At 40.5% G+C, this 23948-nt stretch carries 18 protein-coding genes and 1 pseudogene; 6 read left to right on the plus strand and 13 right to left on the minus strand.

Translation table 11 applies throughout. The features are described from left to right. Window positions 1–75: 75 nt before the first annotated feature. The 3 genes and pseudogenes from IPO83_15750 to IPO83_15760 form a co-directional block, all read right to left on the minus strand. Window positions 76–1836: pseudogene (locus tag IPO83_15750) on the minus strand (ABC transporter ATP-binding protein). Window positions 1837–2061: 225 nt separating this feature from the next. Further along, window positions 2062–3393 carry a signal recognition particle protein gene (gene ffh, locus IPO83_15755; GenBank protein ID MBK9732709.1) on the minus strand — a complete coding sequence of 444 codons (1332 nt, stop codon included), beginning with the start codon at window positions 3391–3393 and terminating at the stop codon, window positions 2062–2064. A gap of 141 nt (window positions 3394–3534) precedes the next feature. Continuing rightward, complete coding sequence (locus IPO83_15760; protein ID MBK9732710.1) at window positions 3535–4404, minus strand: sigma-70 family RNA polymerase sigma factor; 870 nt, start codon at window positions 4402–4404, stop codon at window positions 3535–3537. A 339-nt stretch (window positions 4405–4743) separates the two neighbouring features. Between IPO83_15760 and IPO83_15765 the strand changes: the two genes are divergently transcribed. Next, window positions 4744–5139: an ATPase gene (locus IPO83_15765; protein ID MBK9732711.1), complete on the plus strand. Its 396-nt coding sequence runs from the start codon at window positions 4744–4746 to the stop codon at window positions 5137–5139. A 137-nt stretch (window positions 5140–5276) separates the two neighbouring features. Here IPO83_15765 and IPO83_15770 read toward each other — a convergent pair whose 3' ends face one another. After that, window positions 5277–5888, minus strand: coding sequence for a hypothetical protein (locus tag IPO83_15770; protein MBK9732712.1), 612 nt, complete (start codon window positions 5886–5888; stop codon window positions 5277–5279). Window positions 5889–5903: 15 nt separating this feature from the next. Here IPO83_15770 and IPO83_15775 point away from each other — a divergent pair, with 15 nt between their 5' ends. Next, window positions 5904–7328, plus strand: coding sequence for an LptF/LptG family permease (locus tag IPO83_15775; protein MBK9732713.1), 1425 nt, complete (start codon window positions 5904–5906; stop codon window positions 7326–7328). A 13-nt stretch (window positions 7329–7341) separates the two neighbouring features. Here the strand turns inward: IPO83_15775 and IPO83_15780 are convergent, their stop codons facing one another. Together IPO83_15780 and IPO83_15785 are read right to left on the minus strand one after the other, a co-directional pair. Further along, window positions 7342–8091, minus strand: a complete 750-nt coding sequence (locus IPO83_15780; GenBank protein ID MBK9732714.1) for a glycosyltransferase family 2 protein — start codon at window positions 8089–8091, stop codon at window positions 7342–7344. A gap of 106 nt (window positions 8092–8197) precedes the next feature. Continuing rightward, window positions 8198–9034 carry a 1,4-dihydroxy-6-naphthoate synthase gene (locus IPO83_15785; GenBank protein MBK9732715.1) on the minus strand — a complete coding sequence of 279 codons (837 nt, stop codon included), beginning with the start codon at window positions 9032–9034 and terminating at the stop codon, window positions 8198–8200. 233 nt (window positions 9035–9267) lie between these two features. Between IPO83_15785 and maf the strand changes: the two genes are divergently transcribed. Beyond that, window positions 9268–9867 (plus strand): septum formation protein Maf, encoded by a 600-nt coding sequence (gene maf, locus IPO83_15790; GenBank protein MBK9732716.1) that lies wholly within the window; start codon window positions 9268–9270, stop codon window positions 9865–9867. Between the two features lie 64 nt (window positions 9868–9931). Here the strand turns inward: maf and IPO83_15795 are convergent, their stop codons facing one another. Next, window positions 9932–11617, minus strand: a complete 1686-nt coding sequence (locus IPO83_15795) for a glycosyltransferase family 39 protein (protein MBK9732717.1) — start codon at window positions 11615–11617, stop codon at window positions 9932–9934. A gap of 814 nt (window positions 11618–12431) precedes the next feature. On the opposite strand from IPO83_15795, the gene IPO83_15800 reads away from it, so the two are divergent. Next, window positions 12432–12752 (plus strand): heavy metal-binding domain-containing protein, encoded by a 321-nt coding sequence (locus IPO83_15800; GenBank protein MBK9732718.1) that lies wholly within the window; start codon window positions 12432–12434, stop codon window positions 12750–12752. A 142-nt stretch (window positions 12753–12894) separates the two neighbouring features. On the opposite strand, the gene IPO83_15805 is transcribed toward IPO83_15800, so the two are convergent. Continuing rightward, window positions 12895–13377: a glutathione peroxidase gene (locus IPO83_15805; protein ID MBK9732719.1), complete on the minus strand. Its 483-nt coding sequence runs from the start codon at window positions 13375–13377 to the stop codon at window positions 12895–12897. A 197-nt stretch (window positions 13378–13574) separates the two neighbouring features. Between IPO83_15805 and IPO83_15810 the strand changes: the two genes are divergently transcribed. Both IPO83_15810 and IPO83_15815 read left to right on the plus strand, forming a co-directional pair. After that, complete coding sequence (locus IPO83_15810) at window positions 13575–15035, plus strand: OmpA family protein (GenBank protein ID MBK9732720.1); 1461 nt, start codon at window positions 13575–13577, stop codon at window positions 15033–15035. A gap of 246 nt (window positions 15036–15281) precedes the next feature. Continuing rightward, on the plus strand, window positions 15282–16199 hold the full coding sequence (locus IPO83_15815) for an EamA family transporter (GenBank protein ID MBK9732721.1): 918 nt from the start codon (window positions 15282–15284) through the stop codon (window positions 16197–16199). A gap of 53 nt (window positions 16200–16252) precedes the next feature. Here IPO83_15815 and IPO83_15820 read toward each other — a convergent pair whose 3' ends face one another. From IPO83_15820 to IPO83_15840, 5 genes are all read right to left on the minus strand, one after another. Continuing rightward, window positions 16253–17728, minus strand: coding sequence for a hypothetical protein (locus IPO83_15820; protein ID MBK9732722.1), 1476 nt, complete (start codon window positions 17726–17728; stop codon window positions 16253–16255). Window position 17729: 1 nt separating this feature from the next. After that, window positions 17730–18431, minus strand: a complete 702-nt coding sequence (locus IPO83_15825; GenBank protein ID MBK9732723.1) for a DUF547 domain-containing protein — start codon at window positions 18429–18431, stop codon at window positions 17730–17732. A 52-nt stretch (window positions 18432–18483) separates the two neighbouring features. Next, a complete protein-coding gene (gene ltaE / locus IPO83_15830) occupies window positions 18484–19500 on the minus strand; it encodes a low-specificity L-threonine aldolase (GenBank protein ID MBK9732724.1) in 1017 nt (338 codons plus the stop codon). A 56-nt stretch (window positions 19501–19556) separates the two neighbouring features. Next, window positions 19557–20174 carry a rhomboid family intramembrane serine protease gene (locus IPO83_15835; protein MBK9732725.1) on the minus strand — a complete coding sequence of 206 codons (618 nt, stop codon included), beginning with the start codon at window positions 20172–20174 and terminating at the stop codon, window positions 19557–19559. A gap of 1138 nt (window positions 20175–21312) precedes the next feature. Further along, a complete protein-coding gene (locus IPO83_15840) occupies window positions 21313–23724 on the minus strand; it encodes a T9SS type A sorting domain-containing protein (GenBank protein MBK9732726.1) in 2412 nt (803 codons plus the stop codon). Between the last annotated feature and the right edge of the window lie 224 nt (window positions 23725–23948).

Raw genomic sequence — 23948 nt, forward strand, 5'->3', positions numbered from 1 at the left:
GCATATACCATTCCTGCAAATATTTGCAAGTAGGGTAGAGGAACTGTCTGCTGAAATTAAAATGAATCAACTGTATCAAACAGTGGCAAGTAATTGTTTTCGCTCACCTATTTGCTGACGCCACATTGCATAGTACAAACCTTTTTTCAGCCAATAGTTCAGAATGCTGACCTTCTTCAACAATCTGACCTTGTTCTAAAACATAGATTCTGTCGGCATGCATGATGGTGGATAACCGGTGCGCAATCATAATCGTGATGTGTTGCTGATTTTTTGAAACCATCCTGATGGTATCTGTTATTTCTTCTTCAGTAAGGGAATCAAGTGCTGAGGTTGCTTCATCAAATACCATGAGTTTCGGCTTTCTGAGAATTGCCCGCGCAATGGAAAGTCGTTGCTTTTCACCGCCTGAAACTTTAACACCACCTTCTCCGATTACGCTTTCAATTCCGTTGGGAGCGCGTGACAACAGATTTTGGCAGGATGCCTTTTGCAACGCATCCATGATGTCTTCATCTGTAGCGGACGGATTTACAAAAAGTAAATTTTCGCGGATGGAACCTGAAAAAAGCTGAGTGTCCTGCGTAACAAATCCGATCTGACTTCTTAGATCATTGAGTTTTATTTTCTTGCCGCTTACTTTATTGTAGAGAATTTCACCTGAAGCTGGCTGGTATAAGCCAACCAGTAATTTTATGAGTGTTGTTTTTCCTGCACCGCTGGGTCCTACAAAAGCAATGGTTTCTCCCAGGCCAACATCGAAAGAAATATCTTTTACAGCATATTGCTTTGAGCTTTGATGCCTGAACGAAACGTTGCTGAATTCAAACTCCGTTACATTTCCGATAGCTACAGGATGATCAGGAACGGATTCTTTAGGTGTATTCATAATCGCACTGAAATTTGCGAATGACACTTCCGCTTCGCGATAGATATTAATGATATTACCTAATTCCTGTAACGGACCAAAAATGAAAAAAGAATAAATAAACAAAGTGGTGAACTGCCCTACTGTTATTTTCTGAGTGAAAATCAGGTACATCATTACGCCCAGGATACTAACGCGTAGCAGGTTAACACAAGTGCCCTGGATAAAACCGAGGCTTCGCACATAGCGAACCTTCTTCAGTTCCAGCTTCAGAATTTTTGTGGTGGTGCTATTGAGATGATCAATTTCCTGTTGCGCCAATCCAAGACTCTTCACCAATTCAATATTTCTCAGTGATTCAGTTGTTGCGCCGGCAAGTGCAGTGGTTTCCGCAACGATCAGCTTTTGCATTTTTTGATATTCCTGCTAAGCACAGAACTGATAATGCCAATAATCGGGATCGCGGAAAAATAGATAGGAGCAATCACCCAATAAACCTGTACGGAGTAAATCACTACCCAAATAATCCCGACAATGGAGGTAAATAAAATATTAACTAAAGCGCTCAGCAATTTCTCCATGTCAGAACGAACTTTCTGCAGTTTTCCAAGCGATTCACCGCTGCGCTGATCTTCAAATACTTCATAAGGGAGTTCAAGAGAATGACGAATACCGTCCGAGTAAATATCCGCGCCCGTCTTTTGAATAATCACATTCATAAAGTAATCCTGGAAATTTTTTGCGATGCGCGAAACCATGGCGACACTAATGAGCGCCAGCAATCCTAGTGTAACACCATCAAAGAATTCCTTTTGTGAGAGACTCTTGAAGTTGTTACCGTACTGATCAATCATCTTTCCAAGGATAAACGGATCCAGCATGGAGAACACCTGGTTAATGGCTGCCAGCACGAGTGCCAGCACTAACAACTTCCAGTGTTTTTCAAGATAAGAGAGAAGTATTTTCATGTATTTAAATAGAGTTGCTTAAAAATGGAAAGTGTAAACACCCAAACCTGAATAAAATTCCAAAACAAACACAAGCGGCTTTCGTAAGGTACATGATGGATTTGCAAATGAATGATATTGCTGAAAAATTTACTTATAAAATAGTCATAGTCACAGTTCAACTATAAGCTGAATAGTCCAACTTTAAAATGACCACTTAGTGTTATGCGAGAGTATTCGTATGCATTAATTTCTGGTGGGCATTCCGCTCATCGGTCTTTTCATGGATCCCATTTTATTAAATGTCTTCATCATCTTCTTCATTTCATCAAATTGTTTGATGAACTGATTCAACTCCTGAATGGAATTGCCACTGCCTGTTGCAATACGTTTTCTGCGGGAGCCATTTAGCAGCTCAGGATTTTCACGCTCTTCACGCGTCATTGCCAGAATAAGGGCTTCAATTTTTTTGAAGGAATCGTTGTCAATATCAATGTCTTTCACAGCTTTGCCCATGCCGGGAATCATTCCGACGAGGTCTTTAATATTGCCCATCTTTTTTATCTGAGCCAGTTGTTGCAGGAAATCATTGAAGTCGAATTGATTTTTCCTGATTTTCTTTTGTAACCGTTCCGCTTCTTTTTCATCAAATTGCTCTTGCGCTTTTTCCACCAGTGAAACAATGTCGCCCATTCCCAAAATCCGTTGCGCCATCCTTTCAGGGTAAAAGATATCTACCTGATCCAGCTTTTCACCTGTTGATACGAACTTGATGGGTTTTTGCACTTCATATTTAATAGAAAGTGCAGCACCACCGCGTGTATCACCGTCCAGTTTGGTAAGCACTACGCCATCAAAATTAAGTCGTTCATTAAATGCTTTTGAAGTATTGACAGCATCCTGACCAGTCATGGAATCGACTACAAACAATACTTCCTGTGGCTGCAGCACTTTCTTCAGCTTCGAAATTTCATTCATCATTTCTTCATCCACGGCCAACCTGCCGGCAGTGTCAATGATCACAGTATCGAATTCTTTCAATTTCGCCTGTCGAATTCCGTTTTCAGCAATCTGAACCGGATTGGTATTTCCTTCTTCAGCGTGCACCGTAACGCCAATCTGTTCGCCAAGAATTTTTAATTGTTCCACAGCGGCCGGACGGTAAACGTCGCAGGCGATCAGCATCGGTTGCCTGTTGCGTTTTGTTTTAAGATAGTTTGCAAGCTTCGCAGCAAAAGTTGTTTTACCTGAACCTTGCAAACCGGATAATAAAATGATAACCGGGCTGCCTTTAAGATTGATGTCGGATTTGCCGCCGCCCATCAGTTCAGTTAGTTCATCCTGCACAATTTTCACCATCAACTGTCCGGGAGAAACTGCGGTTAATACTTTTTCGCCCAGCGTTTTTTCTTTCACGCGGTCTGTAAACTCCTTGGCAATTTTATAATTGACATCAGCATCTACCAAAGCGCGCCTGATTTCTTTTACCGCGGCTGCAATATTCAGGTCAGTTATTCTGCCCTGACCTTTGAGATTTTTTATGGCACCTTCTAATCTGTCGCTTAGATTTTCAAACATCGGTTGGTGAATTAGGAATTAGGAATTAATGGGGAAACAAAGTTAATGACTGATAACCAAAATGACTAATGACTCAAATTCAAAACCCTGTTTCATCTTCCGATGAACAGGGTTTTGATTAATCTTCAAAGAGTGTAAATGTTATTGTCCGAGATAGCTTTTTAAGAGTTTACTTCTTGAAGTGGAGCGTAATTTATTTATGGCTTTATCCTTGATCTGACGCACCCGTTCCCTGGTAAGGGCAAATTTTTCTCCGATATCTTCCAATGACATAGGATGTTCGACACCGATTCCAAAATACAGTTTGATTACATCTTTCTGACGTTCTGTTAATGTTGAAAGTGAGCGTTCGATTTCACGGCGCAGTGATTCACGGTATTCCAGTGCTTCATCCGTTTGAGGTGAATTTGGATTTTCCAATACATCAAGCAATGAATTGTCTTCACCTTCAACAAATGGTGCATCAACAGATACGTGACGTGCTGCAATGCCGAGCGTGGTTTCTACTTCCTCGGTGTTGATTTCCAACACTGTGGCGAGCTCGTCAGCCGATGGTTCACGTTCAAATTCCTGTTCGAGGGCTGAAAATGCTTTGTTGATTTTATTCAGCGAGCCAACTTTATTTAATGGAAGTCGCACGATCCTGCTTTGTTCGGCCAAAGCCTGTAATATTGATTGGCGGATCCACCACACAGCGTAGGAGATGAACTTAAAGCCTCTGGTTTCATCAAAACGCTGAGCGGCTTTGATCAGACCAAGGTTTCCTTCATTAATTAAATCGCTGAGTGAAAGTCCCTGATTCTGATATTGTTTTGCTACTGATACTACGAAGCGAAGGTTGGCCTTAGTGAGTCGCTCGAGCGCATTCTGATCGCCCTGCTTTATTTTTTTGGCCAGGTCCACCTCTTCCTCCGGTGTAAGCAAGTCTACTTTCCCGATTTCCTGGAGGTACTTTTCCAGTGACTGTGACTCCCGGTTGGTAATGGATTTGGTAATTTTTAGCTGACGCATGATAGGGTGGGGGTTTTACGAAAAACGAGCAAAGATACTTAAAAATAGCTTTCAAAAATCACAGTCAGTGAACTTTTCAGGGTACATTCATATTGTTTCTTACCGTTCAAATTGGCCAAGGGCTGTTATTTCTGACAGGTGGAATTTAGAATAGTTCTGCATTTTCTTCAATTATTTTTTTTTATTTAATTGGAATTTCTACTTTTAATCGCTCCGCTTTTGCAGCGGCACAGCCATAACTTAAAATAGTATTGATAATGTGTCAGTTTGTTTCGGGGGAAGACAGATCAATTTGTTGATCATTAAATAGAGTCATAAAATAATAAGGGTAACCTCAGGATGAAATCAGTTGCTTCAAAAAACAAAAAGTATGTATTAGAGTATGATATAAAATCGTCGCCGGGTATCCTCTACGATTTTCTTTCTACCCCTTCGGGACTTTCACAATGGTTTGCCGACAGGGTAGATTCGCTTCAGGAAATGTTTATGTTTTCCTGGGATGGCTATCCACAGAAGGCAAAGCGCATTGAACGGCATGAGAATGATCGGATCCGTTTCAGATGGGAGGATTCACCTAAGGATGAATACTTTGAATTCAAAATTCAGACAAGTGAAATCACCGGAGACACGGTGTTGCTGGTTACCGACTTTGGCAACCCAAAGGAGATGAAAGATATTAAAAGGTTATGGGACAGCCAGGTGCATGAGTTGAAAAAAAGATTAGGTGGATTATAAGCTGTGCGCTGTCAGGTAAACTTTGGCAGGGTTCAGCATCATTGCTATTATCTGTTGCAAACCATTTCTAAGTTGACGTCCAATTGCTACTTAAAATAAAAGCAACACTTCCTATTCTCTGAATACAGCAGATTCTATCACCGGAGAATGTCTGCATAAAGTATAAAGTTTTCTACCGTGAAACGTTGCAACTGGTTAATACGTGTGATCGGTATTTTTCTCGCAATCTTTACAAAACCGGCGACTTTCATCATAGAAGACATTTCATTCCGGGAAAATTTTTTGATCTTTTGGTAATTGTCTTTTTCGAAATGATGAATCCACGGAGATTCATTGATGCAAATCCATGCCTCTTTTTTTGAAAGTATGTTTGATTGACGGACCACTGATTCCCTGACACCGTCCATTGATGCTCCGGAAATCAACAGTGTACTGCTGATAAATTTACCCCACCATACCATCGTCCGGATGGCCCATCGTTGTTCACCCTTAAAATTCCTGGGAAAATCAAGCAGTATATAAGGTAGCCCGAGGTAATTTTCGCCTTTCGTGATCTTTCCGGTGGTATAATCTGTTCCGGCTGGAAAATCAATGCCAGTAAATATTTTTTCATCATTGGCAGTACGCACTGCATTTGCAAACTGCTGATAAATTTTTTCAGTAATGCGATGCTTTTTTTCAAAAAAGGAACCGTCGCGTATTACATCAAGTTCGTCTTCTGAAAGGATTATCTTTGCAGCTTCCAACATATCCACGAAAGATAATTGAAAAAAATAGACCGGCTTTTGCTCAAGTCCTTTGCGGGACCTTTTGTGGCAATTTTCTTTATCACACTTTTCGTGCTGGTCATGCAATTTTTATGGAAGTATGTTGATGACCTTGTTGGAAAAGGACTGCCTGCATTTGAGATCGCGAGGTTGCTTTTTTATGCCTCCGCAAGCATGGTACCACTGGCATTTCCACTTGCCGTTTTGCTTTCTTCTATCATGACCATTGGCACATTGGGAGAGCACTATGAGCTTACTTCATTAAAATCATCAGGCATCTCTCTTTTGCGTATCATCTCTCCCCTTATGGGAATAGCATTGCTCATCGGAACAATGGCTTTTATGTTTTCAAATTTTATTTTGCCCGTAGCCAACCTCAAGTTTGGCGCGCTGCTATATGATATACGCCAGCAGCGACCTGCCGTCAACATCAGGCAAGGAATTTTTTACAATGATATTGATGGTTACAGCATACGTGTTGGAAACAAAGATCCCGATAATCAAACCATTCACAACATACTTATCTACGATCACAGCAGCGGAAGGGGAAATGATTATGTAATTACTGCAAAAGATGGAAAGATGTTTATGACGGACGATAAACATTTTCTGGTGTTGCAACTTTTTAACGGCAAACAGTATCAGGAAATGGCTCCGCCTTCCGGCAAAAAATCAAAGGAATATGAGCAACTCAGGATTGGATTTAAAGAATGGAAAAAAGTTTTTGACCTGTCTGAATTTTCATTGAACCGTACCGATGAAAATCTCTTTAAGGATAATTACCAGATGCAAAACCTTGGTCAATTGAAAAAATCAATTGATACCCTGGAAATCGCGCTTGACAAAACCTACCTTGAATCTAAAGCTTTCAGTGCAACCTATTTTTCATTTCAACGCACTGATTTTGATACCATCACTAAAAAAACGGATACGACGCAAGTAGCTGCAGTTACAGATTCTTTTGCTATTTATAACAGGGCATTGGCATCGGCAAGAAATATTAAAGGTTACCTGTCTATCTCTGCCAAGAATATCAAATATAAAAAGGAGGTGTTAAGCAAATTTGAAATAGAATGGCAACGAAAATTTTCGCTTTCCTTCGCTTGCTTTATATTGTTTCTGATTGGAGCACCATTAGGCGCCATTATAAAAAAGGGTGGATTTGGATTACCTTTTGTCGTGTCGGTTTTCTTTTTTGTGATCTTTTATACTTTGTCCATTGTTGGAGAAAAAATGGCCAAAGAAGCCGTACTGACACCTTTCCAGGGAATGTGGTTTTCAACGGTTGTATTATTACCCATTGCTGTTTTCCTGGTCTACAAAGCTTCGGTAGATTCTGTCTTATTTAACACGGATGCATATGTTGGTCTATTGAAGCAATTGTTTCGCCGGCTGCCTTTCAGCAGAAAAAACCAATTATAGCATACGCCAGCCTTTATTTTTGTTTAGCGTAAATGGGAGATTTAACAAGTCCCTTTTTATGCAGGAAATGTCTGAAGCTTACCGATAACACACCTATTCCATACGTTACGCTTCTGCTGAAATTGATTGAAGAGGCTTCTTCAAAATATTTTGTAGGACAAGTAACTTCAGCAATTTCAAAACCGGCCATAAAAATCTGTGAAAGCATTTGGTTGTCGAATACAAAATCATCGGAATTTGCATGGTAATTTATGCCATTCAGCACTTCTTTTGAAAAGGCACGATAACCCGTATGATATTCAGAAAGCTTTTGGTTAATCAACAGATTTTGTGCGAAGGTGAGCATCCTGTTAAAGTAATATTTATACAACGGCATGCCGCCTGTTTGCGCTCCTTTTCCAAGTATGCGCGATCCAAGCACCACCGGATAAATATTGTTGGCAATTATGTAGGCCATGGCAGGAATCAGCTTCGGCGTGTACTGATAGTCGGGATGAAGCATAATGACGATATCGGCATTTAATGCAAGCGCTGTATCATAACAGGTTTTCTGGTTGCCGCCATAGCCTTTGTTTTTTTCGTGCACTATAATATGACGGATGCCGAGGTTTTCGCCCACCTTCACTGTATTATCGCGACTGGCATCATCCACCAATACTACTTCATCTACGAGATTAAATGGGATTTCCCGATAGGTTGGTTCGAGTGTTTGTGCCGCGTTGTAGGCCGGGAGCACTACCACAATTTTTTTTCCGTTCAGCATGTCAGGCGACAAAAATAATTCTATTCGTGAAAGAAGGAAATCAAAGACGTGATTTCAGTTAGGTACTGCAAATCATACCTGATGACTTTCAGAACATTCCGTGGAACTATTGTTCATCAATAAATAAAGGCCGCTTTATTTCTTCGATCAGGTTTTGCTTGTGTGCATGATCAAAGAATTTGTTGATAGCAGCCTTCCCTTTTTCTTTCAAATCAATGGTATAATCGTTAACATATAACCTGATGTGTTGCCACATCACCGATTCATCCATTTCCTGAGCATGCTGCCGGACATATTCCATCGCTTCTTCAGGATGTGCGAATGCATAAATTACACTTTGCTTTATTAACTCATTTACGCTAGCGGCAATTTCATGGTTTATTGAACGTCTGATAGCAATTCCTCCCAACGGAATCGGCTGACCCGTTGATTGTTCCCATTTTTCGCCGAGGTCTGCAACTTTAAAAAGCCCTTTTTTTTCATAGGTAAAACGGTTTTCATGAATGATTACGCCTGCATCAGTAATTTCATTGAGCACGGCGGATTCTATTTCAGAAAAAACCATTTCTGTTTTTCCTGCATGTCGCGGGAAAAAGGCATCGAAGAGAAAATTGGCAGTGGTATGTTTCCCGGGAATCGCCACGGTATGCAGGTGCATCTCTTCCTGGATAATTTTCTTTTTTGAAATCAACAAGGGGCCACAATTGTTGCCAAGCGCACTACCGGCGGTGAGCAGTAAATAATTTTGTTGAATGGAAAGATAGGCTGCAAAACTTATTTTAGTGATGTCCGGCTCGTTGTTAATCGCTTTTCTGTTAAGGGATTCTACATCATCCGGCAAGGGAAGAAAGGTGAGACCTCGTGTATTGATTTTTCCATGCAATAAAGCGTAGAAAATAAACGTGTCATTCGGACAGGGTGAAAACCCGAGGGTTAATTGCATGCCGCAAGTTACGTAACACTTGGTGTTTTTATTCTCTCTGATTATATTTTGTTTTTCATATATTTCAAATGCGGCAATTTATTTTACGGATTATAACTTAAGCTGCTGCACGAATGGGTTAAAATCTGCCTTCCGTCAATATGGCATTGAACAACGCAATTGCTTAAGAAGACGATGAGAATTAGTTTCAGAAAATAATTCAACTATTTTTGATTGCAAACGAAAAGCGGATAATGACGCCTAAAAAAATAGTGCTGGCTTCTCAATCGCCCAGAAGGCATGAATTACTTTGGAACCTCGGTCTTGAATTCACGCTGTTTGTACCGGAGGTTGATGAAACGTATCCGGATAATTTACCGTTGAGAATGGTTCCTTCTTATCTATCAGAGAAAAAGGCAAAAGCAGTATTGCCACATCTGAAGTTCGATGAACTATTGATTGCTGCTGACACCGTCGTATTATTTCAAAACCGCATTTTTGGAAAACCTGTTGATGAAGAAGAATCGTTTGAAATGCTACGGCAGTTGTCAGGTAACATGCATGAGGTAATTACCGGCGTTACATTATGCACCCGCGAACGGTCCGTTACATTTTCTGAAATGACCCGGGTATATTTCAGAAATCTATCCGATGAATTAATCAGGCAATACATCATAAAATTCAAACCATTTGATAAGGCAGGATCGTATGGCGTTCAGGATTGGATCGGTTTGGTTGGAATAGAAAAAATTTCCGGATGTTTTTATAATGTAATGGGTTTGCCGGTCAGTCGTTTAGTGGAGGAATTGAAAAAATTTGGCTGGGTTCACGAATTCGGAAAGGAAGAAGTGTGAAATCCGGAAACAATGAAAGGCCTTTGATTTCAATAACTCCTGTATCCTGTTTTTCTGATTAGATTTATTTCAGGAGCTGAAGTGCTTCAGGCGGTATCTCCAATCCCAGTTGCTGCATTTTTTGCAGCTGATTTTTCGCTTTTTCGGTCTGGTTCGTTTGCATATACAACAGTAGCAAATTGTTGTTTCCCTGTGGATCATCAGGACTTCTTGCTAAAAACGTATGGAGATATTCAATTGCCTGGTTAAAATCATTTTTTGTAAAAGCGATGCGTGCAAGGTGAAAGTAGCACTCATAGTAATCTGACTTTTTAATTTCTTTCAGAAAATACTTTTCCGCTTCGATAACAGAATCCTGGTCCAGCACCATCTTGCCCATATAAAAGTTCAGGTATTTTTCATCAGGATTTAATGCATATGCAGTTTTAATTAACGCATGCGATTGTTCTTTATCAGAATCATTCAATCTTGCTCCCAACATCATATTGGCATACGCCGAATGAGGAGAGTTACTCACTGCTTCCGTCCAAAAAGTAATAGGGTCACTGAATTTTTTTTGATGATTGAAATTGACAAGGGCCAAAATGAAGCAAAGTGCACTGGCTGCAACCACAATGTTTCTTTCACTCCAGTTGTTTTTAAATAATACCGTTTGACTGAGCAACAATAAAATTCCTAACATGGGAAGATAGAGCCGGTGTTCAAAGTCCTGATCATTTAATGTGCCCGGAACTAATAATACCGGTATTAAAAAAAACAGGAAAATTCCAATGCCAGCAACTACCACCTTTAAGTTTTTCTCTCTTGAAAAATAAATGCCCGCTGCCAGCAAAAGCACGGTAATTATTCCATAAATATTGGTTGTGTCTTTGGCAATCGGAAATACACTCAGGTTAAAAGGCAATATTATTTTACCGAGATATTGCAACAGCACGGATAATCTTGAAGGTAAAGCCAGAATGACCTCTCCTAATTGCAGTTGTTCATTTTTTAATGTGGCAAGGGACCGTATATAAAACCATAAAAGAAAAGCCAACGCCCATGAACCATACAGCATAATATTATTTCTGTCGAGCCACTTTTTTTCTACACACAGTAACAACAACAGAAAAGCAACCGGTGGAGCGAAAACGGCGGTTTCTTTTGTGAAAAAGGCAAGCAGCAAAAGAATGAATTGGAGTAGCAGCGAAGTGATTTTTCCTTCTCTGGCGTAGTTAATTGCGCAGATAAAAAATGAGAAAACAAATACAGCAAGCAGCGTATCATTTCTTCCGGGAATCCATGCTACGGCCTGAGATAAAACAGGATGCACTGAAAATAGCAATGAAAGCAGAAAGGATTCCCATTCTTTAAAACGTAGTTTTTTCAACAATACAAAAAGCAGGAGCACAGAAAGCAGGTGCAGGAAAATATTGACAATGTGATATCCTTTGATGTTGGTGCCATTCACCTGGTAATTCAGAATAAATGAATCGAGCAAAAGAGGGCGATAGTAAACATCTTCTGTCGGGTTAAACACTCCGCGCCTGAAACTCGTAACAAGATTGGTAAGATCCTCATTGTATGCATGCTGTTCTTTTATAAAAATAGAATCATCCAACTCTGTAAAATCAAAACTCACAGATGAGACATACAGCAAAACAACAATAACTGACAACAGGAGGAAAGGATAAGGAATCTGAAATCCCTTTTTTTCAGGCGCTGTGACTTTTTTCTTTTCTCTGTTTGATTTCTTCTTTACTTCTTTCATTTACCGGGCAGTTCACAAAACTTTGGCAATTTATAAAGTTGATATGGAAAAATAAAGTAAGTATATTTTTCCATGCGGATCATCAACTTTTTAGCAGGAGAAGGGTTAAAAATATTATCCTGATTTATCATGGCCGCTTATGAAGACTCAAATGGCTGGGCTTCGCCGTTGGATATGTCTTCACAGTCAACTTAAGTAACTATTCTCAACTGATAAAATGTTTTGTAAATTACCTCAAAGCCTGATAACATCATTTTCTATTTACACAATGATATTTTCCTCCTGCTGTAAGAAGGGAGAACTATAGCGATGCTGCCACTAAAACGGCCGGTATAGATTGGAGAGAGCATTTAAAATCAGGCATAAAAACCGATATGAGCGCGAAACCAATGGTTGATTATTTTGCTTCGATGATGAATTATCTGAGTTAATGCAGGAAGAAAGTATACATTGCCGGTGCAGGCACCGGTGTGAGTCTTACGGATTCAGTCTTACGTCTTAAAGTCTTACGTCTTAAAGTCTTACGTCTTAAAGTCTTACGTCTTAAAGTCTTACGTCTTAAAGTCTTACGTCTTAAAGTCTTACGTCTTAAAGTCTTACGTCTTAAAGTCTTACGTCTTAAAGTCTTACGTCTTAAAGTCTTACGTCTTAAAGTCTTACGTCTTAAAGTCTTACGTCCTAAAGTCTTACGTCCTAAAGTCTTACGTCTTAAAGTCTTACGTCCTAAAGTCTTACGTCTTTCAGTCATTAATCATTAGTCATTAGTCATTGGTCATTGATTTTTTCATTCACTCTTTTTAAATAAATTTGATCCATGATTACCACCACCACTCCACACATAGAAGGAAAAACCATCACCGATTACCTTGGTGTTATTTCGGCCCAAACAATAATCGGCGCTAATTTTTTTAAAGATATCCTCGGTGGATTGACTGACATTTTTGGCGGACGATCCGGTACTTACGAAAAAGTATTGGAAGAGGCTAAAGAATCAGCAATGATAGAGTTGGAACAAAAGGCGGCGAGTATGGGTGCAAATGCTGTTGTTGGCATTGACCTTGACTTCGAAACAGTTGGAGCGAATGGAAGCATGTTAATGGTGATTGCTACCGGAACTGCTATTAGATATAGTTGATTCAGGATTTATCTTTCATTAAACGGAAATGCATCCGTTCACAAAATGAGGCCTGATAAAATCGCTGGATTAAGGGAAGCAGTTAATAAGTAAAAAAAATAATTGTGCCGCGCAACCAGACTTTTTCATAAAATTGAAAATGCTATAATAGTCTTTCAATTTTCTTCATCAACCGATTGGCAGTTGGCTTGGTGAAAGGGAAAAAGAAATCCTGAAGGTTACCCTCTTTATCGATCAGATATTTTTGAAAATTCCACAGCGGACGGATCGAGAATTTTCCATTCATTTTTCTACTGGATAAATACCGGAAGACCGGATTGGTATCTTTTCCTTTTACATGCGATTTTTCGAAAATAGAAAATGAAGACAAAAACCTGTCCTTACAAAACTCCCCGATAGCTGAATTGCCCAAAGGTTCCTGGCTACCAAAATCATTCGATGGGAAAGCAAGTACTTCAAATCCCTTCTTCCTGTAAAAAATATAAAGTGTTTCAAGGTCATGCAACTGAGGAGTAAGTCCGCAATGGGAAGCAATATTGACAACAAGGCACACCTTTCCTTTATACTCAGAAAAGGAAATTTCTTTACCAAGAAGATTTTTAAAATGGAGTTCGTGAAAATTCATTGCAAGTGTAACGCAGTATCAGGAGTTTTGTTCCTGAAGATCAGCAGTGTGGTCAAATATACAGTCCTGCAAAACGGAATTTTGGTACGAAATCAAAGAAATGAACGAATGAATGTTTACAATTCTATGTCAGTTACTATAACCAATGAAAAGATTTTCGTTAATTAGCGCCAATATTTTTAACTAAAAGGCATCCCATGAGACAATTTACTAAACTCTTTTTTGCTGTTGTACTGACTAATTTCCTGTTGGTTGCACAGTTAAATGCACAAAGCACGAAGCGCCCCTGGTTGATTGGCGCGGGGTTGAATGTCATTGACTTCAATGCCCCATACAACTTCGATCAGGTTTTTAAAACAGAGTACTGGAATGTACTTCCTGCAATCAGTAAATTGACATTGGCACGTAACCTGAACCCTTCTTTTGCGGTTGATTTACAGGTTGGTGGTTCAAGAATTACCACGATCACTAATGGCGAAGACATTGGTGCGAGAGGTTTTGTAGATGCAGATGTTGACCTTCGCTATAAATTTGATAACGGATATATAATTAAAGAAAATGCGGTTTTTGCTCCCTACCTTTTTGCAGGTGGAGGTATAAATTATCTTTCACAGGACGCACTCCGTGCAAATGTAGGTGGTGGTCTTGGATTTAATTTCTGGTTCTGGAAAGACTTCGGTTTATATGTTCAATCAGCTTACAGGCTTGTACCGGGTGGTGATGAAACAGTGGCTGGCAAACAGAATTACATGAATCACTCAGCCGGTATAGTTGTCCGTTTTGGTAAACATGATACCGATAAAGATGGAATTGAAGATGATGAAGATGCATGTGTTGATGAACCGGGACCTGCAACAACAATGGGTTGTCCTGATCGCGACAATGATGGTGTAGCTGATAAATCTGATGCTTGCCCGGATGCAGCAGGCCCTGTAACTCTTAATGGTTGTCCTGATGCAGATGCTGATGGTATTGCAGATAAGGATGATCGTTGCCCAAGCGTAGCAGGAACCAAAGCTTTGAATGGTTGTCCTGACCGTGATGGTGATGCTGTTGCAGATATGGATGACTTGTGTCCTGATCAAAAAGGTCTTGTTGATATGAAGGGTTGCCCTGATACGGATGGTGATAAAGTTTCCGATAAGGATGATAAATGTCCAACCAGAGCAGGAACAGTTGCGCTCAAAGGTTGTCCTGACCGCGATGCTGATGGTATAGCTGACGATGATGACCGTTGCCCACAAGATGCAGGACCTGCATCAAATGGTGGTTGTCCTGTTCCAAAGGCTGAGGAAATTCAATCTATCAATGTAAGTGCTAAATCAATTCAGTTTGTAACCGGTAGCGATAAGATTCAGGCAGGTTCTTATGGAACGCTTGACAATATTTCTTCCCTGATGATGAAATATCCAAACACACGCTGGAGCATTGAAGGCCATACGGATAATGTTGGTAAGGAAGCGAAAAACCTTGCGCTGTCAAAAGCCCGTGCAGCTTCAGTTAAGAATTATTTTATTTCGAAAGGCGTCAGCGCTGATCGTCTGGATTCTGAAGGATATGGTCAGATTCGTCCTATAGCAGACAACAAAACTGCAGCAGGCCGCACTGAAAACCGTCGTGTTGAAATCAAGTTGATAGAAATCAACGTGAAGCAATAAATTAAAACTGTAATTGTAATTTCAAAACCGCCCTGATGCATAATCAGGGCGGTTTTTTTGTTTGCTTTAAATTTTTTCAATACCACCCATTTCATTCGGTAATGAATTCGATTTGAAGCAAATTGCCAAAATGCGATTATTGAAATGAACAGCTCAAAGCTAAGATCACCTATTTCTGTTTTGAACTTAAAAATGCGCGTTAAACATTCGCGGTTCTGCCTTTCCTATTAATATATTTGTTGCACCATGCGCAGGTCATACCTTTACCTTCATACTGCTATTTTACTCTGGGGCTTCACCGGTATTTTTGCAAGAGCTATTGATCTTACAGAAGGAGTGCTTGTATGGTATCGGCTGCTCCTCACTTCCATTTGCTGGCTGGTTATTGCTGTTGTTACCAAAAAAGTGAGCGTGTTGCCTTTGAAAGAAGCCTTGCGAATCAGCTTTGTAGGATTGCTCGTTGCTATTCACTGGTTATTTTTTTACGGGTCTATCAAGTATTCCAATATTTCTGTGGGAATGAGTTGTCTGGCAATGATTGCCGTTTTTTCATCTATTCTTGAACCACTGATCACCGGTCGCAGGTTTCAATGGTTCGAGTTGGGTTTGGCAATGTTCGCTGCTTTGGGCATGTTCCTGATTTTTGAATTTAACGTGCAATACCGGACAGGTGTTTTCCTTGGATTGATCTCTGCATTCCTCGGTTCTTATTTCACCATCAGAAATAAAATGCTGATGGCTGACTACAATTCAGAAACAGTAACCACTTATGAATTGTGCAGCGGATTCATTTATCTGACACTGCTGATGCCATTATATCTGTGGCTTTTCCCGACCCAAAAATATTTGCCCGCATCAGGAGATTGGATATTACTTGCGGTGTTTACTGTTGTGTGTACTGTGATTCCATTTAATCTTTCGATGAAAGCATTAAGAAACATTTCCGCTTTTACCGCCAATCTCTCTATCAATATGGAACCACTGTATGGTATTACGCTTGCTTTTATTTTTTACCATGAACAGGATGATCTTCATCCCGGATTTTACGCGGGCACACTTATTATTTTATCCTCTGTAGTGATCTACATGTTTTTAAAATTCCGGCAATTGAGAAAGAGCAGGCAAGCAGCAACAGAAGATTTGGCCAGTGCAGAATTATTATAGCATGGGAAGTTTATAAAAATGAATCAAATGCATTTCCCGTATGCATCAATTCATCAGTCTGAAGTTATCCAATAAGCCATCACTTCCCATCGGCCGATTTTAAAACTTCGTATCGAATCTGCATGAACTGCAAGTTGAATTCCCTGCAGTGAATATGCCTGGTTCGATTCTGCTTCATCCGGTTCAGATAAAATCAGCGCAGGATTTTGTTGAAGAATATCATGGTCATTCATAAAATGATACCAGACAGGTTTTGAAATTACGCGGCTGTCCCATGTTAACGAAGGTGCCCATGGACCTAAAACAATTGCATCATAGTGATTGCGAAAACATTCTGAGAGGTAATTGTTGGCGTTTCTGATATTGAATTGGCGGTTAGCCAGCAACGAGAAATAAGCGAAAGTGTTCACTGACATCAACAACAAAAGCAACACTATTCCGGCGAACCTGGATTTTGTGTTTTTATATTGATGAAAAATTAATTGACTGATAACAACTGCAGATAAAAAACCACCAGCGAAATAATAACTTACCAAATATCTTGCTGGTAAATAAACCATAGTGAGCTTGTGGAGTTCAAGCAATACCCAACAAGCGCTGATGGCAAAAAGTATTTTAAACCTTGCATCAGTGTTTTGTTTCCATAAATAACAACCGGTGAGAAAGCAGGCGAAGAACAATGTATTCGTTAACCAGGCAGATGTGCTGAACAAAATGTTTACGATGTTGAATGCAATGGTTTTTGGAATGGAAGAAAGTGTTGCATACTTGCCGGTAGATTCTTCCTGCAATACATAATTGAATATTGCACGGTTGGGAATATACCAGCAGACGATATAGAAGATTAAAAAAAGCAACATCCAGCCAATTGCAATTATCAAAGACCTGCTGATTTTAGCAGTGATGTTATCTTTCTTTTTATTGATCAATAAAAGGAAAAATAATACAAGCGGAATCAGTGAAATGATATACACAAACTGAATCTTCGAATAGTAGGCGAGAGCAATATAGAACGAGGAAAGAAACAGGTGCATTTGCTGCCGGCAATTGTTTGCAACAAATAAAAAGATGTAAAATATTCCCGAAAGAATAAAAACGGTGGAAAGCATTTCACTCAGACTGAAATGTGCATATTGAAATACATAATACTGCAGCATGGTTGTTAAGCTCATAATAATAATCACCGGCCGGAAGTGAAGATTGCTTAACAGGAAAAAAATAAATCCGAAAACTATTAATAGAATGGTAATTCTTGCAACAGTGAGATGAGTGCCGAATAGTTGCAATGGAATATACAGCGCCAGATTGAAGAGCGGTGTTTTAATGAGATTGTCACATTCCATGAAATCCAATTTGCCATGGTTGATGTAATTACGGAGCTGGCTTGTGTTTAATCCTTCATCGGTAAAAGCATCGCGACTGGAAGAAAGATGAATATCCGGGTCTGCGCCAAGAAAGGGCAGGTGCAGCAGCAGTACAACTGAGAGCAGCAGAAGACCTAATCGCAGCATCAGTTTATCATTCATCATATTATAAAACTGAAAAATTTCCTGGTGATATGTTCCAGTCGTATGGTTTGAAAATAAGCTTTCTGAGTTGGTTCCTGTTTATTCCGTAGTGATTACTTATAAGTTGAATGATGCCCGCTTGTCCGCCAAAGTCACCACGGTACCATTTGAAAATGGAAGATACCTTTGCACTGCTGCGATCATTATTGAGAATTACTTCCTGATCAAGAAATGTTTTCATGGCATTATTCAATTGTTGATCTGATTCATCCGGTGAATAGAAAGAAATCGCAGGACAACTAACGGCACCACAGTTTAAAGCAAAATGAATTCTGAAGTCGAGAGGTACGCGAAGTTGCTTTTCAAAATTAGAGGGCATCATTTTTTGCAGGTATCCCATGCTCCACCAAATTGATGAATTTCTGAGCATGCCATGTTCTATATCATTTAAAGAGAGGAGTGTGCCGGAGAGATTTATTTTTCTCCCGCTGAAAAAATTAATTCTGTTGAGCCGGTTTGAAAAATCAGGAGTTTGTTTTTGAATGAGCCACTGCACAAATGCATTGTACAAATTGATCCAGTAAATTTTCCTCCTGTTCTCATTCATTAATTCTTCATAGAGTATTCGTGCTGGTTTGCGCTCCAATTCTTGAATAAACAATTCAGAGGAAGTGTTGGTTTTGATAGCAAGCAACAATTGTTGTGAAAGAATAACGGAGTTCATTTCGAAGGTTGAAGTTGGTGCTGATATAAGTTGCACACAACGATAGAGGAATTCAAAACGCAACTTTTAACGCATCAACCACTCTCTGCAACATATTATCATCCACATCTAAATGCGTGACCATACGCACCTGGTTTTTCCCGATAGGAATGGCAAGAATTTGCTGCGCCTTTAATTTTTGTACAAACTGGTCGGCTGCATATTGTTCTTTCAATTTGAAAATGATGATGTTGGTTTCAACGGGCATTAACCATTCAACATACGCTGAAGTGGTAAGCACATTTCCGATTTCCTTTGCTCTTAGGTGATCTTCGATAAGACGATTGATGTGATGATCAAGCGCATAAATTCCTGCTGCAGCAAGAATGCCTGCCTGCCGCATGCCACCACCAAATATTTTACGGTACTTTCTTGCACGCTTAATAAAATCTTTATTTGAAATAAGCAGTGAGCCGACAGGACAACCCAATCCTTTAGATAAGCAACAGGATACTGAATCGAAATGCATTCCCACTTCAACAGGTTGCACGTTTAATTCCACCAGCGCATTAAAGATACGGGCGCCATCTAAATGAATTTTTAGTCCGGCGTCATGTGCAGTTTTACTAAGGTTCATTATTTCTTCCAAACTATAGTAACTGCCACCACCACGATTGGCTGTGTTTTCAATACTTACCAGACGTGTAGTTGCACTGTGGTCGTTAATGGGATTTACATTGTCTGTAATGTCATTGGGTTTGATCCTGCCTCTGTCGCCATTGATGAGCCGTACAGAACAACCGGAGTGAAAAGCGATGCCACCGGCTTCATAGTAATACACATGATTCGTGCGCTCAATTATTACTTCATCACCGGGCTGAGTATGGGTTTTTACAGCGATCTGATTGGTCATTGTCCCTGACGGACAGTATAAGGCTGCTTCCATTCCAAAGAGCGTTGCCGCCTTTGCTTCGAGCGCATTGATGCTCGGATCATCACCAAAAACATCATCACCTACAGGTGCTTGCATCATGGCTTCGAGCATTGGCTTGGTTGGGCGTGTTACGGTGTCGCTTCTGAGGTCGATCATTTTGTGCAGGGTTGAATGTCTAAATAAATGGATCGTTAATGCCTGAATTAATTGTTTTATGCGCGGTGCAGAAGTTTATCAATAAAATCAAGTCCTAAGGAGGGTTTTAAGAGAAGTGTATACACCACACCGAAGACCGCGCCATAGAAGTGTGCATCGTGGTTAATGTTATCACCGCCTTGCCTGGCCATGTACCAGGAATATCCAAGGTATAAAACACCCATTACTATACCCGGCATGGGTAAGAAATAGAAGTAGATGGTTCCTAACGGATCAAGAAACACAAATGCAAAAAGTACAGCGGAAACAGCACCTGATGCGCCAAGACTATTGTACCAGGAGTGGTTCTGATGTTTGATATAAGTAGGCAGATCAGAGATGATCATCCCGCCGAGATACAGCACAATGAAATACCAGGTGGAACGCATTCCAAAATTGTAATCGTAATAATACTTTACAATAGAACTGAAGGAGTAAAAGACAATGATGTTGAAAAGGAGATGTGTCCAGTTAGCATGAATGAATCCGGATGAAATGAAACGGTACCATTGTCTGCCATGTTTTACGGCATAGGGATTCATGAGGAGGCGGTTCATGAGATCGGTGGATTGAAATGCCGCAATGGAAGTGGCGACAGTGAGTATGATAATTAGGAGCGTTATGTCAAAGGCCATGGTATTTATTTGAGGCGACAAATATGAGGAGATAAGTTGGGATTAGCGGCAGGTAAGAATGTGGTGCTCTTCAAAAAAAATAATCATGAGTTAACATATAATCACCTCGTGGCCCCTCAAGGGGCCCCTCACGCGGGTACCTTTCTGTAGCTGTGTTTGAACGGTATTGCTTAATTTGAATAAATGGGTTTTGCTCCTTCCTGTTTCACCCGATTGAAATCGGGTGCAATTGGATACCTGTGTGATGTTTTTGATCGCCTTTGCCATGCATGTTCTTTGTTTAGGCGCGCCATTTTTCATAAAGTCATTCAGGAGGAAACTCCTCTGCTGCGCGATTGTATATATACAATGCCATTTTTCATTCTTATAAAATGCAGACTACTCATTGCTTTGAATAACCTATGCAATCATTTTGAAGGAGGTTCCTCCTGAATGACGGCCGGAATGGAAAGAATCGGCTTTACTTTGCAACGCAAACGACAAGAGAAAACTTTATTTATACGGTATTGAAATCAGTCATAATGAAAATTAGTAGTGTGTTCGTTATCCATTGCCGTTGAATTTATTCAACGGCGAATTGATCCTACTCATTTATATTTCACCCGATTAAAATCGGGTGCAATTGGATACCTGTGTGATGTTTTTGATCGCCTTTGCCATGCATGTTCTTTGTTTAGGCGCGCCATTTTTCATAAAGTCATTCAGGAGGAAACTCCTCTGCTGCGCGATTGTATATATACAATGCCATTTTCATTGTTCAAAAAAACTCCCAGTGATTGCTTTGAAATAAATCTTTTATCAGAAATGTGTCGCCCTTTTATTGAAAATCACATCACCCCGGGGCCCCTCAAGGGGCACCTCACGCGGGTGCCTTTCTGTGGCTCCGATTGGGCGGAGTTGCTTATTTGGAATTGAATTACTCATATTATTTCTCAATAAGCTAACGAATGAGCGAGAGTCTCTCCACGAGCCACAGAATGGCACAGGAGAAAGGCGCCCCTTGAGGGGCCACGGGGTGACAGTTCTTACTTCAATGCTTTATAAAATGCAAAAAGGTAAATTGAAACCTAATTCAATTTACCTTTTTGCTCTGTTCATTAAACCGGTGAAGAAGGAAAGATTAACGGGTTATTAAAAATTACATTTTCACCACTTTCTTAGTTACCACATCTCCGGAACGCGGGTTAATTAATTGCAGGAAATAAATTCCATTGTGAAATTGATGAAGATCAATTTGCAAATAGTTATTTCCCTGCTCAAGCGGTTGATTAAGATCCATCAGCATTTTACCGGTCTCATCCATCACATGCACCACACAATTGTAGCTCTCGCCTGAATATAAATTTACCGTGATGGCTCCGTTAGTAGGATTTGGATAAATGTCCTGCACTGCAATCTCTTCACCGTAATTTTTCAACAACACAACATTGGAATAGGTGTAAGCACCTCCAATGTCGGTCTGCTTCAGCCGGTAATAATTATTGCCGCTCAGCGGACTGCGGTCATAGTATTGATAGTCCCGCATGGTGGTAGAAAGTTCGTAGCCATCCATGGTGCTGATGGTTTCAAATGTTTCGCCGTCAGCAGACCGCTCAATGGTCCAGAAATCGTTGTTGAATTCTGACAGGGTAGACCAGTTCAACAGATTATAGTCAAGAAATGTCTGACCATAAAAATCTGAAAGGGTGATGGGTAAACTTGAAGAACCTGTCCATACCAGCGATAGACTGCTGCCATTAAAAGACGACCAGCCATCTATCAGAAATATGTAGTATTGGTTTGCAGCAACCGCAGTTTCTCCGTACGTTGAAGTACAGGTGGGACACCCTATCGAGCGCAGCCATCCATCGCCACCCGCGCCCTCTGTACCATCGAAGTAAGAATCACTTAATCCACCGGCTGAGCCTCCGTTGGCGGCAAACGTGCATCGTAATGGCGCTGTGGTTATGTTTGAACAGTTACTGTTGGCATAAGGACCCCAAATGGCAAAATCAATATCCTGCCCTGCAGCCGGCGTTAGTGTAAACCCAATAGTGCCGACGCTGGTCACTTTCATTTTATACCAGAGTGAGCGATGCTCGCCACCAACGAGGCAACCAAAAGTGGTGGAACTATATTCCTGTGTACCATAGCTGGTAGCGGTGCCTGTCAGCGTGAAATAGCTATTTACATCCAAAGCGCCAGCACAATCCTGTTGTGTAGCACCGGTAATACAGATAGTGAATGTATAGGCATTTCCGGTTGAATTGTTTCCCGAATCAAAAACCCGTACATAATAAGTAGTTCCAACAGTAAGTCCTGTTGGATTCAATATAGCTGAACCGAGTGGTGCTGCTGCAGCGGCACAAACCGTACCGCCTAAAGTTGATTGCGTTGGAGTAGCCGCAGGCCCTACACAAAGTTGTGCGACCGGTTGCATGCTGCTGGTGCTTGCAGTTCCGGTTACGGTGATGGTGGGATTTGTTGTGGTTGCAACAAAAGAATACCACACATCATCATTCGGTGTGCCTGAACAAACAGTTGCAGGTGCAGTTGATTGTGTTGCATTTTTGGTAGTACCTGCAGTGGCGGTACACGGAGATCCTGCAAAAATACTGGTAGCTGTGGTGCATTCGTTGTTTGCAGGGATCAATATAGCGGTGCAGGCAAGCGATGCATTCCATCCTTTTGAATGACTGCTGCCATCTGAAATAAATTCAAAGGTGATACTCGATCCGGAAGAACTAACTGCAGCAGGCATAGTTGCCCCATTAAATCCTGCGAAAATGGGACCTGTATTGGTTTGAAGAAGGGGAGATGCGTTACTCGGTCCATCATAAACCTTCAATACATCTCCTGAACACAAATAAAATCCATTTATATTATTCCAGGTTACTGTAACATAAGTAGTACCTGAGGTAACGAACGTTTCCACTATATTGGAATTATCCAGATAATCTCCCGTGCTTGCTCCCGGGCAAGTGGTAGCACCAATAGCAGGTTGATGTGCTGTGGAAGGATCATTAAAATTAGCAGTACTACAATCTAAAAAATAACTGCCCGGTTGCATAAAGTAATTCCTGGTAAGCGTGGCAGCCCAACCTTTGCAAACAGTAGCGGCATCAGAAGTAAATTTGAAAGTAATGGAGCTGCCTGTAGTGCCTGTTGCGGTTGCGATAAAAGATACGTTGGTATAGGTTGCGAGTTTGGTTGAAGCAACACTTGCCCCATCATAAATTGTTAATGTATCACCGGCGGCAATGCTTGCTACGGAAAATGTGACAACAATGTTTTGTCCTGTTCCGGCAGTAAAGGTTTCCACTATATTTGAGTTGTTGCTGTAATCATTTACTCCAGGTGTAGCTGTACAGGAGGCGCTTCCAAGGTTTCCTCCTGAATCATAAAAATTATATATGGAAGGAGCAGTACCACTTAAAACTTGAGTGCCTGCTGTCATACTAAAATTATATGTTTGAGCAAAGCTCATAAACGGTGCAAAAACCAATAGCAGCAAAACCAATTGCGTCGCTGTTATTATTTTGAAGGACCTGTAGATTGTAGCAATGTTCATCGGGAGGGTGGTTTAATTCAAAATGGTATGTGACTCAGGGGAAAAACCAATTGCCAACATAAGAAAAAATAATGGTAAAAACAACCAATATTTATCCACGGGTTAAAGTTAATTGGTCTATAGAGGTTACTTATGTTTAATTGTGCGGAATTCTTACTAAATAGTTGGGATATAAACAGGACTGATTTGAAGGGCATATCTTAATGTTGGAACTCTCGCCGTCC

Source organism: Chitinophagaceae bacterium (assembly GCA_016717285.1).
In the GTDB taxonomy this organism is placed as follows: domain Bacteria; phylum Bacteroidota; class Bacteroidia; order Chitinophagales; family UBA10324; genus JACCZZ01.

Coding starts and splice junctions, on each gene's coding strand:
- ffh (MBK9732709.1), bottom strand. CDS start 3,393: ATGTTTGAAAATCTAAGCGACAGATTAGAAGGTGCCATAAAAAATCTC.
- IPO83_15760 (MBK9732710.1), bottom strand. CDS start 4,404: ATGCGTCAGCTAAAAATTACCAAATCCATTACCAACCGGGAGTCACAG.
- IPO83_15765 (MBK9732711.1), top strand. CDS start 4,744: ATGAAATCAGTTGCTTCAAAAAACAAAAAGTATGTATTAGAGTATGAT.
- IPO83_15770 (MBK9732712.1), bottom strand. CDS start 5,888: ATGTTGGAAGCTGCAAAGATAATCCTTTCAGAAGACGAACTTGATGTA.
- IPO83_15780 (MBK9732714.1), bottom strand. CDS start 8,091: ATGCTGAACGGAAAAAAAATTGTGGTAGTGCTCCCGGCCTACAACGCG.
- IPO83_15785 (MBK9732715.1), bottom strand. CDS start 9,034: ATGCAATTAACCCTCGGGTTTTCACCCTGTCCGAATGACACGTTTATT.
- maf (MBK9732716.1), top strand. CDS start 9,268: ATGACGCCTAAAAAAATAGTGCTGGCTTCTCAATCGCCCAGAAGGCAT.
- IPO83_15795 (MBK9732717.1), bottom strand. CDS start 11,617: ATGAAAGAAGTAAAGAAGAAATCAAACAGAGAAAAGAAAAAAGTCACA.
- IPO83_15800 (MBK9732718.1), top strand. CDS start 12,432: ATGATTACCACCACCACTCCACACATAGAAGGAAAAACCATCACCGAT.
- IPO83_15805 (MBK9732719.1), bottom strand. CDS start 13,377: ATGAATTTTCACGAACTCCATTTTAAAAATCTTCTTGGTAAAGAAATT.
- IPO83_15810 (MBK9732720.1), top strand. CDS start 13,575: ATGAGACAATTTACTAAACTCTTTTTTGCTGTTGTACTGACTAATTTC.
- IPO83_15815 (MBK9732721.1), top strand. CDS start 15,282: ATGCGCAGGTCATACCTTTACCTTCATACTGCTATTTTACTCTGGGGC.
- IPO83_15820 (MBK9732722.1), bottom strand. CDS start 17,728: ATGATGAATGATAAACTGATGCTGCGATTAGGTCTTCTGCTGCTCTCA.
- IPO83_15825 (MBK9732723.1), bottom strand. CDS start 18,431: ATGAACTCCGTTATTCTTTCACAACAATTGTTGCTTGCTATCAAAACC.
- ltaE (MBK9732724.1), bottom strand. CDS start 19,500: ATGATCGACCTCAGAAGCGACACCGTAACACGCCCAACCAAGCCAATG.
- IPO83_15835 (MBK9732725.1), bottom strand. CDS start 20,174: ATGGCCTTTGACATAACGCTCCTAATTATCATACTCACTGTCGCCACT.
- IPO83_15840 (MBK9732726.1), bottom strand. CDS start 23,724: ATGAACATTGCTACAATCTACAGGTCCTTCAAAATAATAACAGCGACG.